General features: G+C 75.1%; 13 protein-coding genes. 6 read left to right on the forward strand and 7 right to left on the reverse strand.

Translation table 11 applies throughout. The features are described 5' to 3' along the window. Positions 1–73 precede the first annotated feature (73 nt). A complete protein-coding gene (locus amrb99_RS26450) occupies positions 74–898 on the reverse strand; it encodes a class I SAM-dependent methyltransferase (RefSeq protein WP_190860839.1) in 825 nt (274 codons plus the stop codon). Positions 899–1,039: 141 nt separating this feature from the next. On the opposite strand from amrb99_RS26450, the gene amrb99_RS26455 reads away from it, so the two are divergent. The 3 genes from amrb99_RS26455 to amrb99_RS26465 all read left to right on the forward strand — a co-directional run bounded on the left by amrb99_RS26455 (position 1,040) and on the right by amrb99_RS26465 (position 4,089). Then, positions 1,040–2,656, forward strand: a complete 1,617-nt coding sequence (locus amrb99_RS26455) for an AMP-binding protein (RefSeq protein ID WP_190860841.1) — start codon at positions 1,040–1,042, stop codon at positions 2,654–2,656. Between the two features lie 115 nt (positions 2,657–2,771). Next, positions 2,772–3,560: a TIGR03084 family metal-binding protein gene (locus amrb99_RS26460; protein WP_190860843.1), complete on the forward strand. Its 789-nt coding sequence runs from the start codon at positions 2,772–2,774 to the stop codon at positions 3,558–3,560. Between the two features lie 61 nt (positions 3,561–3,621). After that, complete coding sequence (locus amrb99_RS26465; protein ID WP_190860845.1) at positions 3,622–4,089, forward strand: universal stress protein; 468 nt, start codon at positions 3,622–3,624, stop codon at positions 4,087–4,089. A gap of 65 nt (positions 4,090–4,154) precedes the next feature. Here the strand turns inward: amrb99_RS26465 and amrb99_RS26470 are convergent, their stop codons facing one another. Beyond that, positions 4,155–4,667, reverse strand: a complete 513-nt coding sequence (locus amrb99_RS26470) for an O-acetyl-ADP-ribose deacetylase (protein ID WP_190860847.1) — start codon at positions 4,665–4,667, stop codon at positions 4,155–4,157. A 222-nt stretch (positions 4,668–4,889) separates the two neighbouring features. Here amrb99_RS26470 and amrb99_RS26475 point away from each other — a divergent pair, with 222 nt between their 5' ends. Next, positions 4,890–5,726, forward strand: a complete 837-nt coding sequence (locus tag amrb99_RS26475) for an NAD(P)-dependent oxidoreductase (protein WP_190860849.1) — start codon at positions 4,890–4,892, stop codon at positions 5,724–5,726. Positions 5,727–5,850: 124 nt separating this feature from the next. On the opposite strand, the gene amrb99_RS26480 is transcribed toward amrb99_RS26475, so the two are convergent. Beyond that, on the reverse strand, positions 5,851–6,612 hold the full coding sequence (locus tag amrb99_RS26480) for a class III extradiol ring-cleavage dioxygenase (RefSeq protein ID WP_190860851.1): 762 nt from the start codon (positions 6,610–6,612) through the stop codon (positions 5,851–5,853). Between the two features lie 98 nt (positions 6,613–6,710). Between amrb99_RS26480 and amrb99_RS26485 the strand changes: the two genes are divergently transcribed. Then, positions 6,711–7,199: a MarR family transcriptional regulator gene (locus amrb99_RS26485; protein WP_190860853.1), complete on the forward strand. Its 489-nt coding sequence runs from the start codon at positions 6,711–6,713 to the stop codon at positions 7,197–7,199. A 63-nt stretch (positions 7,200–7,262) separates the two neighbouring features. Here the strand turns inward: amrb99_RS26485 and amrb99_RS26490 are convergent, their stop codons facing one another. Genes amrb99_RS26490 through amrb99_RS26500 form a run of 3 tightly spaced genes read right to left on the reverse strand, consistent with a single transcriptional unit; the run spans position 7,263 to position 9,615 of the window. Next, entirely contained in the window at positions 7,263–8,378 is a 1,116-nt protein-coding gene (locus amrb99_RS26490) for a winged helix DNA-binding domain-containing protein (RefSeq protein ID WP_190860855.1), read from the reverse strand. After that, positions 8,368–9,006, reverse strand: a complete 639-nt coding sequence (locus tag amrb99_RS26495) for a TetR/AcrR family transcriptional regulator (protein ID WP_241755944.1) — start codon at positions 9,004–9,006, stop codon at positions 8,368–8,370. The genes amrb99_RS26490 and amrb99_RS26495 overlap by 11 nt, the downstream gene beginning before the upstream one ends. Before the next feature lie 33 nt (positions 9,007–9,039). Then, the gene (locus amrb99_RS26500) at positions 9,040–9,615 is read right to left on the reverse strand and encodes a TetR/AcrR family transcriptional regulator (RefSeq protein WP_190860857.1); all 576 of its coding nucleotides are present in this window, start codon (positions 9,613–9,615) and stop codon (positions 9,040–9,042) included. A gap of 84 nt (positions 9,616–9,699) precedes the next feature. Here amrb99_RS26500 and amrb99_RS26505 point away from each other — a divergent pair, with 84 nt between their 5' ends. After that, positions 9,700–10,899, forward strand: a complete 1,200-nt coding sequence (locus tag amrb99_RS26505) for an FAD-dependent monooxygenase (RefSeq protein ID WP_190860859.1) — start codon at positions 9,700–9,702, stop codon at positions 10,897–10,899. 146 nt (positions 10,900–11,045) lie between these two features. Here the strand turns inward: amrb99_RS26505 and amrb99_RS53305 are convergent, their stop codons facing one another. Next, a complete protein-coding gene (locus amrb99_RS53305; protein ID WP_190860861.1) occupies positions 11,046–13,961 on the reverse strand; it encodes a helix-turn-helix transcriptional regulator in 2,916 nt (971 codons plus the stop codon). Between the last annotated feature and the right edge of the window lie 82 nt (positions 13,962–14,043).

The following is a 14,043-nucleotide window of genomic DNA, read 5'->3' on the forward strand; positions in this document are numbered from 1 at the left end:
GGTCGGCGTGCGGCAGGTCGGCGTGCGGCAGGTCGGCGCCATGAGTCCGTCCATGACGGCGACCCGCCGCGGCTCAACGAGAGGTGCGGGGGGCGACGGCCGTCCAAGGGAGGGTCAGTTCGCCGAGGCGCCAGCGTCGGCGGCCGCCGTAGGGCGGGCGGCAGAGGACGGGATGGGTCCGGGCGAGCAGCCGGACCGCCTCGATCCAGCGGGCGCGGGGGCCGAACGCCGAGTGCGGCGCGGCCGTCGCCCAGCAGCGGTCGAACGCCGCGAGGAGGTCGTGCACGGGTTCGCCGGGCACGTTGCGGTGGATCAGCGTCTTCGGGAGGCGTTCGGCCAGGTCGGACGGGCGGCCGAGGGCCGGGAGACGGGCCGCGAAGGTGATCGTCCGCGGCCCCTCGGGGCCGAGCGCGACCCAGACGGCGCGGCGCCCGATCTCGTCGCAGGTGCCCTCGACGAGGACGCCGCCGGGGGCGAGCCGCGCGCACAGCCGCTCCCAGGCGCGCCACGCCGCGGCCTCGTCGTACTGGCGGAGCACGTTGAACGCGCGGATCAGGACGGGCCTGCGCGGCACGGGCACCTCGAAGCCGCCGCGCCGGAACGAGAGCCCGTCGTGCGGCCCGGTCCTGCCGAGGAAGGCGTGTCCCGCGGCGACGCGGTCGGGTTCGATCTCGATGCCGACGACCTCCAGCCGGGGCGAGACCGCGCGCAGCCGGGTGTAGAGCTCGTAGGTGGTGACGGGGGACGCGCCGTAGCCGAGGTCAACGGCGAGGGGCCGGTCGCCCGCGCGCAGCGCGGCGGCCTGCGTGGCGGCGATCCAGCGGTCGATCCGGCGCAGGCGGTTGGGGTTGGTGGTGCCGCGGGTCACCTCCCCGACGGGCTTTTGCGATCCGACCACCTGCAGATTGTCGGTCTTTGGCGTGACATGCCGGTAATCGAACCCGATTCGGTCACGACGGTAAGTGGTCGTTTACGCTGACCTCCGACGCGCGTCCCCGACCCGCACCCGTCCCGCCCGCGTCCCCTTGAGGAGAGCCGCATGCCCCAGCTCGACCTGGCGACCCTGCACGAGGCCGTCGCCGCCGCCGTTCCCGACCGCGAGGCGATGGTCTGGCGCGACCGGCGGCTGAGCTGGAGCGAGGTCGCCGGGCGGACGCGCCGGCTCGCGCACGTCCTGCACGAGCACGGGCTCGGCGTCCGCGGCGACCGGCGGGCGGCCGAGCCGTGGGAGTCGCCGCACGACCACCTCGCGCTCTACCTGCACAACGGCCCCGAGTACGTCGAGGGCCTGGTCGGCGCGCACAAGGCCCGCGTCGCCCCGTTCAACGTCAACTACCGGTACGTGGACGACGAGCTGGCGCAGCTGTTCGCCGACGCGCGCCCGGCCGCGATCATGTACCACGCGCGGTTCGCCGAGGCGATCGAGCGGGTCGTGAAGCGCCTCGGCGTCCCGCCGCTGCTCCTCCAGGTGGCGGACGAGTCCGGCGCCGGCCTGCTGCCCGGCGCCCTCGACTACGAGGCGGCGCTCGCGGCGGCGTCCGCCGATCCCCTGCCCGGCGTCCGGCCCGAGGCCGGCGACCTGCACATCCTCTACACCGGCGGGACGACCGGGCTGCCCAAGGGGGTGCTGTGGCGGATCGGCGACCTGATGCTCGGACCGCTCGGCATGCGCCGCCGCGACGGGTCGCCCCTCGACGACCTGGACGAGGCGGTCGCGCGGGCGCTGCGCACCGACCAGCGGGTGGTCGTCGGCCCGCCGCTGATGCACGGCGCCGGCACCTGGTCGGCCCTCGGCGCGTGGTGCGCCGGCGGCTGCGTGATCTTCCCGGACCGGGTGGACGGCCTGGACGCGGCCGACCTCATGGCGACCGCCGAGCGCGAGCGGGCGACCCGGATGCCGCTGGTCGGCGACGCGTTCGCGCGGCCGGTCGCGGACGCGCTGGAGCGCCGCCCGCACGACCTGCGCACGCTCCGCACGCTGATCAACTCGGCGGCGGCGATCAGCCCCGAGGTGAAGCGGCGGCTGCTGGACCTGCTGCCGGGCGCGCGGATCGTCGACGTCCTCGGCTCGTCGGAGAGCGGCTTCGCGGTGACCCGCGCCGGCGCGGAGGCCCGCACGTTCGCGATGGCGCCGGGCGGCGCGGTGCTGAGCGCCGACCGCACCCGCAGGCTGGAACCGGGCGAGGACGAGCTGGGCTGGCTGGCCAAGGGCGGCGACGCGATCCCGCTCGGCTACCTCGGCGACCCGGACAAGACCGCCGCCACGTTCCTGACGATCGGCGGCGACCGCCTCGTCGTGCCCGGCGACCGGGCCCGCCACCTGGCGGACGGCACCGTCGAGGTGCACGGGCGCGAGGCGACGACGATCAACACCGGCGGCGAGAAGGTGTTCGCCGAGGAGGTCGAGGGCGTGCTGCGCGAGCTGCCCGGCGTCGAGGACGCGCTGGTCGTGGGCCGGCCGAGCGAGCGCTGGGGCACCGAGATCGTCGCGGTGCTCCGCCCGGCGGCCGCTCCCGAGGACGGCGCGCTGCGCGCGGGCTGCGCCGCCCGCCTGGCCCGCTACAAGATCCCGAAGGCGTTCGTGCGAACCGACGGCTCATTGCGGCTGCCGAACGGCAAGGCCGACTACGCCGCCGCCCGCGCGCTCGTGGACTGACCCGCCCGCCCGCGCGCGCTCACGGACCGACCGGCGCGGTCCTGCACTGAATCGCGTTCTGTTCGGGGCGGTCCAGGGCTGTACGGGACGGCGTCCGGCACGGAATCCTGGTCGGATGCCGGACCTGCACAGCCTGCTCGCCGACCTCGCCGCCGAAGGCGACTCCCTCGACGCCCTGGTGGCGCCGCTGCCCGCCGCGCGCTGGGCGGACCCGACGCCCGCCGAGGGCTGGACGATCGCGCACCAGGTCGCCCACCTGGCCTGGACGGACGGGCAGGCGGTCGACGCCGCGACCGACGCCGACGCGTTCGCGCACCACCTCGAACAGGCCGTCGCGGATCCCGCCGGCTACGTCGAGCGGGGCGCCCGCGAGGGCGCGGCCGCGGACCCCGCCGACCTGCTCGCCCGGTGGCGGGACGGCCGCCGCCGCATGGTCGAGGCGCTCGCCGCCGTCCCGCCGGGGACCCGGCTGCCGTGGTTCGGGCCGCCGATGAGCGTGCCGTCCATGGCGACGGCGCGGCTGATGGAGACGTGGGCGCACGGCGAGGACGTCGCGGACGCGCTCGGCGTCCGGCGCGAGCCGTCGGCCCGGCTCCGGCACGTGGCGCACATCGGTGTCCGGACCCGCGACTTCGCGTTCCGCAACCGGGGCCTGGAGCCGCCCGCGGAGGAGTTCCGCGTCGAGCTGACCGGCCCGGGCGGCGAGAAGTGGACGTGGGGCCCGGACGGCGCGGCGCAGGCGGTCACCGGGCCCGCGCTCGACTTCTGCCACCTGGTCACGCAGCGGCGCAACCGGGCCGATCTCGCCGTCGTCGCGACGGGCGCGGACGCCGACCGGTGGCTGGACGTGGCGCAGGCGTTCGCCGGTCCGCCCGGTCCCGGGCGCGCGCCCGCGGCCGGGTGAGAGCTTGATCACGAGCGGTCCCGGAGGGAATTCCGCAGGCTGATCTGGAGATATCTCCGGTATGACAGTACTGATTGCATTCGACGGTTCTGAAGACTCGAAGACCGCGATCGAATACGCGGCGCGGCACCTCCGGCCGGAGCCGATCGTGATCCTCAGCGTGTGGGAGCCGCTGCTCACCCAGATCACCTGGGCGCCGCTCGCCGCCGCCGTGCCGGTCGCCGCCGAGCAGGGCGACGACGGCAAGTTCGAGGAGGAGAAGCAGGCCGAGGCGCTCGCCGCCAAGGGCGTCGAGCTCGCCGAGGCCGCCGGCGCGACCCAGGTGACCCCGCGCGCCGAGCGCGGCGGCGGGCCGGTGTGGGCCGCGATCGTCGACGTGGCCGATGAACTGGACGCCTCGCTGGTCGTGACGGGTTCGCGCGGCCTCGCGGGCGCCCGGTCGGTGATCCTCGGCAGCGTGTCGACGCGGGTCCTGCACCACGCGGGACGTCCCGTGCTGGTCGTGCCGCCGCCGAAGGAGGACGACTGACGGCGGCGCCCGCCGGGGCATGCCGGCGAAGCCTTCGGCAGAAGGCCGATCGGCGGTGAAGCCCCTCAGGGCATCCCGACGGCGCGTTCGAACGCCGCGTACGCGTCCTCGCTGAACAGCACGAACCTCGCGTCCGACACCTTGGTCTGCGCCGCCCGCACCGTACCGACCGCGATCCGGGCGGCGTCGTCCATCGGCCAGCCGTAGATGCCCGCCGACACGGCCGGGAACGCGATCGACGCGACGCCCAGCTCGTCGGCGACCCGCAGCGACTCGCGGTAGCAGGAGGCCAGCAGGCCCGAGCGGTCCTCGGACCGGGAGTAGACCGGCCCGACCGTGTGGATCACCCAGCGGGCCGGCAGCCGCCCCGCCGTCGTCGCGACCGCCTGCCCGGTCGGCAGCCCGCCGCCGTACTGCGCGGCGCGCAGCTTGCGGCACTCGTCCAGGATCTCCGGGCCGCCCCTGCGGTGGATCGCCCCGTCGACCCCGCCGCCGCCCAGCAACGACGAGTTCGCCGCGTTCACCACGGCGTCGACGTCCTGTTCGGTGATGTCACCTCGGACGAGAGTGATGTTCATGCACAGAATTGTCCCCCGCGCCGGGCACGAAACGCACACGGACGGTCTCCGGCGGTACCCTCGTGTCGGACGAGCTTCCACGGGGCGGTGCGGCTCGTCCGCCCGTCGTCCGGCGGCCACGGGGGGCGGCCCGCGCCGGGGCCGCGCGTGACCTGGATCAGGACTCTGCCTATCCTGCCGTCAGACGACCACAAAGGCGTGACAGTCGTGGAGGTTACCCCCTTGAAGATCTTCCTCGCCGGAGCGACCGGAGTCATCGGCCGCCGGCTGATCCCGCTGCTCGTCCAGGCGGGCCACGAGGTCGCAGGGACGACACGCCGCGAGGAGCGCACCGGCTCCATCTCCGCGCTCGGCGCCGCGCCGGTCGTCCTGGACGCCTTCGACGCCGGCGCCGTCCGCGCGGCCGTCGCGGAGGCGCGGCCGGACGTGGTCGTGCACCAGCTCACCGATCTCAGCGGTGAGGACTTCGAGGCCAACTCGCGGCTGCGCGTCGAGGGCACGCGCAACCTGGTCGACGCGGCGAAGGCGGCCGGCGTCGAGACGATGATCGCGCAGAGCATCGCGTGGCTGTACCTGGCGGGCGAGACGCCCGCGTCCGAGACCGACGCGCTGGACTCCTCGCTGCCGCCCTACGCGGGCATCGCGGCGCTGGAGCACGCGGTGGCCGAGATGCCGCGCGGCGTCGTGCTGCGGTACGGGGCGCTGTACGGGCCCGGCACCTGGTACGCGCCGGACGGCGCGATCGCGCAGCGGGTGAAGGCGGGCAGCCTGCGGCTGGCGCCGGCGTGGACGTCGTTCGTGCACGCCGACGACGCGGCCGCGGCGGCGCTGGCGGCGCTGGACTGGCCGGCCGGGCCGGTCAACATCGTCGACGACGAGCCGGCGACGACCGCGGAGTGGCTGCCGGTGTACAGCGCGGCGCTCGGCGCCCCGACGCCGGGCAGCGCCGGCAAGCACGCGGCCACGACGGGCCGTCCGGTGTCGAACGCCAAGGCGCTCGGCCTGGGCTGGAAGCCGCAGACCCCGTCGTGGCGCACCGGCTTCGCCGACATGAAGTGACGCCCCGCCCGGACTGACCTGGCGGGACGGGCCGCGGCGGCACGCACACCGCCGCGGGCCGTCACCGTGCCCTCGATGACCCGCCCGGGCCTCCGGCCACGCGGGCTCGATGGCATGCCCGCGGTCAGCCGAACTGGAACGAGCGCTTCGCCATCCCGAACCAGTAGCCGTCGATGACGGACCGGCGCCCGGACGGCGCGTCCGCGTCCGCGCCGAGCGCCACGAACAGCGGCGCGAAGTGCTCGGTGCGCGGGTGGGCGAGGCGCGCGGCGGGCGCCTTGGCGCGGAAGTCGAGCAGCGCGTCGACGTCGCCGCCCTCGACGGCGCGGTCCGCCCACTCGTCGAACTCGGCGGACCAGGCGGGCGGCGGGGCGTCCGGGGCGGGGCTCATCGCGCGCAGGTTGTGGGTGGTGAACCCGCTGCCGACGATCAGGACGCCCTGGTCGCGCAGCGGCGCGAGCGTCCGGCCGATCTCGAAGAGCCGCTCGGGGTCCAGGGTCGGCATGGACATCTGGAGCACCGGAACGTCGGCGTCCGGGTACATCTCCACGAGCGGGACGTAGGCGCCGTGGTCGAGGCCGCGCTCCTCGTCCTGGTGCACGCCGGGAATGAGCTTGCGCACGTCATCGGCCAGTTCCGGGGCGCCGGGCGCGTCGTAGCGGACGCTGTAGTAGTGCTCGGGGAAGCCCCAGAAGTCGTACACGAGCGGCACGGGACGGGTCGCGCCGATCGACAGCGGCGCCTCCTCCCAGTGCGCGGAGACCATGAGGACCGCCTCCGGCTTCGGCAGGTCGCCCGACCAGCGGGCGAGTTCGGCGGTCCAGACGGCGTCGTCGGCCAGCGGCGGCGCGCCGTGGCTGAGGTAGAGCACCGGCATCCGGCTCATGGCATCCCCCAACGGTAAAAGTTCAGATCTGAACCATATCTCCCAGTTGGTTGAACGTTCAAGTCTTGAGGGTTCAAATACTTGCGTAAAATACGGACATGACCGACACCCGGTGGCTCGACGCCGACGAGCAGGAGACCTGGCGCGCGTTCCTCTGGACCTCCCGGCTGCTGAACGAGGCCCTCGACCGCCAGCTCCAGCGCGACTCCGGGATGCCGCACGCCTACTACATGATCCTGGCGATGCTGTCGGAGTCGCCCGGCCGCGCCCTGACCATGACCGAGCTCGCCGCGGTGGTCCACTCGTCGCCGAGCCGGCTCTCGCACGCGGTCAACCGGCTGGAGGAGGCCGGCTGGGTGCGCCGGTCCAAGGACGCCGAGGACCGCCGGACGACCATCGCCGAGCTGACCGACGAGGGGTTCGCCGCGCTGGAGAAGGCGGCCCCGGGGCACGTCGCCGAGGTCCGCCGGAACCTGTTCGACCCGCTGACCCGCGAGCAGATGCTGGAGTTCCGGCGGACCCTGCACGCGCTGCTGACCTCGCTCGACCCGCACCGCGAAGCGCCCTGCGCGAACAAGCGCGGCTGACCGCGCGCCGGCTCGCGGCGCGTCGCCCTTGAACGACCGCAGGTCAGCGCGTCACGCCACGGCTCAGCGAGGGTCCGGCGGCTCGAACTCGACGGCGTGCGCCTTCGCGTCCGGGTGCGCGGCGGCCAGCAGGCGCGCGCCCTCCTCGGCGAGCGCCTCCCGCTCGCCCGCCGGGACCGGCGCGAACGGGGAGATCCGCAGCGTCACGCCGCCGCGCTCCTTCTCGATCTTCCACATGCCGTGCACGAACCCGTCCACCAGGTACGTCGCGCGGATGATGCCGTTGACGGTGAAGACCCGCTTGCGGTGCTCCTCGGTGATGATCCGCGCGCGATCGGCGTGCGAGAGCAGCAGGTTGTCGAAGTCCGGGACGAACCGGACGGGCGCGGGCGTGTCCGGATCGGGGCGCGGCGCGTCCGGCAGGTCGTAGAGCGTGCGGCCGTCCGCGTTCCGGAAGACCCGCAGGCCGGCCCGGTGCCGTTCGACGACCTCGCCCAGCCGGGTCAGCCCCGACCACTGCTGGACGTCCTGGACGGTCGCGGGCCCGAACGCGCCGAGGTAGCGCAGCACCATCTCGTCCACGGACGGCTCCGGAACGGGGTGGCCGTCGAGCCACGACTCCAGGGTGGTGTGCTTGGCGACGCCGGACCTGCCCCAGATGCCGCGCGGCGGGACCTGCACCAGCGGCAGCGAGAGGCGGACGGCCCAGGCGAGCAGCGCGGCGTCCGCGTCCGGCCGGTGCTCGGCGAGGATCGCGCGCAGCTCCTTGTCGGAGCGCGGCGCCTCCTCCAGGATCTTCCGCGCGTGGGCGGCGGCGTCGGCGACGCCGGTGAGGCCCGCGCCGCGCGGGCTCCTCAGGTGGTTGTCGAGGATCGGCTGCGTCAGCGGCCGCAGCATCAGCGCGTCGCGCGCGCTGACCAGGTGCAGCGTGCCGCGCATCAGCACGATCCGCAGGACGCGCCGGTCGGTCATGGGCGCGGCGAGCTCGTCGAAGGCGAACCCGTCGAGCCTGCTCCAGAGCCCGATGTGCGGGGGGTTCGGCGCCTGCGCCTGCATCCCGACGAGATGCTCGATCGCCTCGACGGCGGTCATCTCGTGCCGCCGCAGCAGCATCTGGCGCGCCAGCAGCGCGCGGTTGAGAGCGCGCCGGTCCAGCGTGGGGGGCGTTCTAGTCGTCATAGCGTCCGCGCAGTTCCTGCCAGGTAGGGGGCGGGCCGGGCAGCTCCTCGGCGCCGGCGAGGTGCAGGGAGTCGAGCATCAGCGCCAGGTAGCGGTGCTGCAGCCGGTTCATCCGCTCGTCGCCGCCGATCCGGATGCCGTGCAGGTACTCCAGCATCACCGAGACGTCGCCGACCTCGATGTCGCCGCGGAGCGCGCCGGCCTCCTTCAGCCGGTCCAGCAGCCGCTTCGTGGCGATGTGGATCTCGCGGCCCTTGGCGCTCATCGCGTCGGTGACGGGGAAGCTGCCCGCGAGCCGCATCGTCAGGGACCCCGCGCCGATGTCCAGGCAGCGGCGCATGAACGCGGCGAACGCCTCCCACGGGTCGCCGTCGTCGGCGAGCGCCGCCTCGACCTCGGCGAGGTAGCGGTCCATGCCGTCGTCGGCGAGCTTCTGGAGCAGGTCCTCCTTGCTCTTGTAGCGGCGGTAGAGGGCGCTGATGCCGACTCCGGCGTGCTCGGCGACGGCCGCGATGGGAGCGCCGGGGTCCGCGGTGAACACCGCGCGGGCCGCCTCACGGATCAGTTCGTCGTTGCGCGCCGCCTGAGCCTTGCGACCGCTCATGGGCGCCGGCGTGGTGGTCTCCATGGCTCCCATAGTAGGGGAACGAATGATTCCGTTCTACTGGATCGCGGCGCCGATCGCCCGCACCGCGTCCACCAGGTCGGACGCGGCCGGCACGCCGTCCGGGTCGACGAGCGCCTGCGCCGCCAGCCCGGCCAGCAGCGCCTGGTAGCACGCCCCGGCCATCTCGGCGCGCCGCTCGCCGAGGACGGACGGGCCGGCGCCGAACAGCTCGGCCAGCCCGAGCCGCGCCTCCCGGTTGGCGTCCGGGAACGCGGCGCGCAGCTCCGGCGTCCGCTCGATCTGCGCGATCACCTCGAACTGGATCGCCCAGAGCGGGCGCGTCCGCGCGAACGACGCCAGGATCCGCTCCCAGGTGGCCTCGAACCGCTCCGCCCCGGACAGCCCCGGGTCGGTCTCGGCGGCGAGCATCGCGGCGATCTCCGCGCCCCACTCCTCGATCGCCTGGCGCAGCGCCGCGCGCAGCAGCTCGTCCTTCGAGCCGAAGTGGTAGCCGATGGCGGCCAGGCTGACGCCCGACTCGGTGGCGACGTCGCGCGCCGTCGTGCGCGTGTACCCCTTGCTCAGCAGGCAGCGCCTCGCGCCGTCCAGGAGGTCTTCACGGTTGCCCATGGCGGGACCCTACCCGATTTCTTGTACGAACGTCTTACACGAGCGTCTTGCACAAATGTCTTAAACGGTTGTACCGTCCGGGGCATGAACACGAACGCGGACACGAGCGTCCTGATCTCCGGTGCCGGCATCGCGGGCCTCACCCTCGCCTACTGGCTGCGCCGCCACGGCTTCGCGCCGACCGTCGTCGAGCGGGCGCCCGCCATCCGCGACGGCGGCTACAAGGTCGACGTCCGGGGCGCGGCGCTGACCGTCGTCGAGCGCATGGGCCTGCTGGACGAGGTCCGCGCGCGGCGCACCGGCGTCCGGAGCGGGACGGTCGTGAACGCGGCGGGCCGGCGGGTCGCGAGCATGGACGGCGACACCTTCGGCGGCCGGGTCCACGGCGACGCGGAGGTGCTGCGCGGCGACCTGCACCGGCTGATCTTCGAGCGCACCGACGCGGAGTACCTGTTCGGGGACTCGATCACCGGCCTCGCGGAGACCGGCGCGGGGGTCGAGGTCACCTTCGCCGGCGGCCTCGTCCGGACGTTCGACCTGGTGGTGGGGGCGGACGGGCTGCACTCGGTCACCCGGTCGCTGGCGTTCGGGCCGGAGGAGCGGTTCGTCCGCGACCTCGGCCACCGCATCGCGATCTTCGGCGTGCCGAACCACCTGGGCCTGGACCGCGAGGAGGTCACCTGCGTCGGACCCGGCCGGACGGCCCTCGCCTACAGCACCGACGGCGGCGCGGACGCCAAGGCGATGTTCCTGTTCCGGTCGGACGGGACGGACGTCCCCCGCGAGCGGGCCGCGCAGGAGCGCGCGCTGGCGTCCGCGTACGCGGGCGAGGGCTGGGAGGTCCCGCGGCTGCTCGACGGGATGGGCGCGGCGGCGGACTTCTACTTCGACGCGGTCGCCCAGGTCCGCATGGACGGCTGGTCGAGCGGGCGTATCGCGCTGCTCGGCGACGCCGCATACTGCGCGTCGCCCGCGTCCGGCCAGGGCACGAGCCTGGCGCTGGTCGGGGCGTACGTGCTGGCCGGGGAACTGGCCGCCGCGGGCGGCGACCACCGCACCGGGTTCGCCGCGTACGAGCGGGAGATGCGCCCGTTCGTGGAGCGGAACCAGAAGCTGGGGCCAGCGAACCTCAAGCGCATGGTGATGCGGACGGCGGGCGCGGTCCGGATGTCGATGGCGATGCTCGCGCTGATGAACCGGATGCCCGGCCGGGAGCGGATCATGGCGAAGGTCATCGCCCCGATCCACGCCGCCGCCACGGCCATCGCCCTCAAGGAGTACTAGGCGACGGGATCCGGTCTCCCTGAGCGCGTCTCTCTCGGGGCTGGGATGGATCAGCCGGCGGGCGGATCAGCCGGCGGGCGGATCAGCCGGCGGGCGGATCAGCCGGCGGGCGGATCAGCCGGCGGGCGGATCAGCCGGCGGGCGGATCAGCCGGCGGGCGGGTCGAAGAGGCGGAGCCGGTGGGCGAGCGCCGCCGCCTCCGTCCGGGACGCGACCTGCAGCTTCGCCAGGATGTTGGAGACGTGGACGCCCGCCGTCCGCGCGGAGATGAACAGCGCCTCCGCGATCTGCCGGTTGCTGCGGCCGTCCGCGACCAGCCGCAGCACCTCGGCCTCGCGGCGCGTCAGGCCGAGCCGCCGCGCGGGGTCCGGCGTCGGCGGATCGGGCGCCGGGGGCGGCTCCTCGATGGAGAGGCGGGCGCGCGCGGCGAGCAGCTCGATCTCCTTGAGCAGCGGTTTCGCGCCGAGCCGCGCCGCTATCGACGCGGCCTCGCGGCACGCCTCGGCCGCCCGCCCGGACGGGACTCCAGGCGCCTCGGCCGAGCGGAACAGGGCCCACGCCAGCGGGTACGGCCGGCCGAGATCGCGCCACGCCCGCACCGCTTCGTCCCAGTCCTGATCGCCCGCCTCCGCGCGGAACGCCGCCCTGTACGCGTGCTGGACGGGTCCGATGACCGGCAGCTCTCCGGCCAGGTCGCGCAGCTCGGCCAGCCGTTCGCGGGCTCCGCGCGCCACGCCGGGTTCGGCGGCCGACCGGGCGAGCCGCTCCCCGCACAGCCGGGCGCCGGTCAGCAGCAGCGGCCATACGAAGCGGGACGTCTCCCGCAGACCGGGTCCGTCGAGGGCGCGGCCGAGGATCACGTCGGCGCCGGCGAGGTCGCCGCGGGCCATCGCGACCCGGCAGCGCAGGTCGTGCAGCGGGAGCCGGAACGCCTTCCCCCAGTAGCGGTCCCCCATGACCGCGTGCGCCGCGTCCGCCGCCTCGCCGGCCGCCGCGGCGTCGCCCCGCGCGAGCGCGATGACCCCCAGGTTGACCTGCGCGAGTGCGCGGAACAGCGGCGGCGGGTCGAGCGCGAGGACGTCCCGCAGCAGCGCGGCCGCCTCGTCCCAGCGGCCGAGGTCCCACAGCGGCTCGGCGCCCTTCGCGGCCAGGCCCGCGCCCTGGTCCCGGTCGAGACCGGCGCGGCGCGCGGTCTCCAGCCCGGCCGCCACCGCCCCGGCGGCGCGCTCGTCCAGGCCCATGCCGTGCAGCGCGTCCGCCTCCGCCATCACCGCGATGACCAGCGGGACCGCCGACTCCCCGGCGGCACGGGCGATCTCCGCCGCCGCGGCGATCCGGGCCAGCGCCGTGTCGAGGTCCCCGGCGGCGCCGTCGAGCGAGCCGAGCGTCAGCAGCGCCCACGCCCGCACGCGCGCGTCCCCGGACTCGCGTCCGGCCGCGAGCGCCTCTTCCGCCAGCGCCCGCGCCTCGTCCGGCCGGGACATCAGGAACAGCCGGTTGGCCAGCGTCGACAGCGGACGCCCCCGGACCGCCGCCGGGGCCCCGTCCGGCAGCAGCGCCACGGCCGCGCGCAGGTCGTCGAGCGCCGGGTCGCCAAGCCGGTGCCGGAGCATGCTGCGCAGTTCGAGGAGCAGCGCGGCGCGGCGCGGATCGCGGTCCCGGTCGAGCGCCGCGAGGGCCTCGGACGCCAGGTCGACGCCTCGCGCCGCCTCCCCCGCCGACAGGCACGCCTCCGCCGCGCGGTGCAGAACGTCGACCCGGTCGGCGCCGAGGACGCGCTCGGGCTTGGTGATGCCGTCCCACTGCCGGAGCACGCGTTCGAGGATGCGCAGCTGCTCGGGGTGGGCGTGGAGGGCGCGCGCGGAAGCGGCGGCGCGCCACAGGGCGTCGAACGCCTGCTCCTTCTCGCCCCCCGCGCACCAGTGCGCGGCCTCCTCCGCCGCAGCACGCCCGTCCGGGACGAGATCGGGGTCGGCCTGCAAGGCGGCTCCGGAGCGTTTGTGCAGGCGGGCGCGCGCGCTCGGCAGGGCGTCCTCGTACACGGCCTGGCGTAGGAGAGCATGGCGGAACGTGTATCCGTCGCCCTCCGCCAAGAGGAGACCACGGTCCACGGCAGGGCGTATCGCGTCCTCTAGGGACAGGTCGTCCAGCCCCGCCACGGACGCCAGGAACCGGTGCGCCAGACCTCCGCCCCATGCCGACGCCACGGACGCGGCGTGCAGCACGCCACGCGACCCGTCCGGCAGCGAGCGGAACCCGGCGAGCAGCAGGTCCCGCAGCCGGCGCGGCGTCCCGCCCTGCGCGCCCGCGTCCGCCAGCGCCTCCACGAACAGCGGGTTCCCCTCGCTGCGCCGCGCGATCTCCTCGACGACGCCGCGATCCGGCAGGTAGCCGAGCCGGGCGGCGACCAGCCCGCCGACCTCCTCGCAGGTCAGCGGAGCGGGCTCCAGCAGGCGGACGCGCGGCGACCGCGCCAGCCCGGCCAGCACCGGACGCAGCGGGTGCCGCTCGTCCAGGTCCGTCGACCGGTACGTGCCGACCAGCAGCACCCCCGGCCCGGACAGGTTGTGCACGAGGAACGCCAGCAGCTCGCGGCTCGACGGATCCGCCCAGTGCAGATCCTCCAGGACGACGGCGAGCGGGCATTCCCGCGCCGCGCCCTCGACCAACGTCAGGACGTCCTCGTATAGCCGGGCCCGCCCGTGCACCGGGTCGGGCTCGTCCGGCGCGACGCCGAGGACCGGCAGCCAGTGCGCCAGCCCGAGCCGCCCGCCGCCCGGCAGCAGGCCGGCGGCGCGCTCGGCGCCGAGGTCGCGGACGAGCGCGCGCATCGCGGCGATGAACGGCGCGTAGGCGAACCCGCCGCCCGCCTCCAGGCAGTCGCCGCGCGCCACCCGCGTCCGGGACGGCAGCCGGGCCGCGAACTCCGCGACCAGCCGGCTCTTGCCGATCCCCGCCTCGCCGCCGACCAGCACGGTCACCGGCCCGGCCTCGCACGCGCGCGCGTACGCGTCCGCCAGGGCGGCCAGCTCCGCCTCACGGGCGACGAGAACGGACGCCACCGCACCTCCTGAACACCCGGTCCGGAAATCTGAAGAACCCCGCACGGCCGACTACGTATTCCTCTCAATGTGACACGAGCCG

The organism is Actinomadura sp. RB99, assembly GCF_014706005.1.
GTDB lineage: Bacteria > Actinomycetota > Actinomycetes > Streptosporangiales > Streptosporangiaceae > Spirillospora.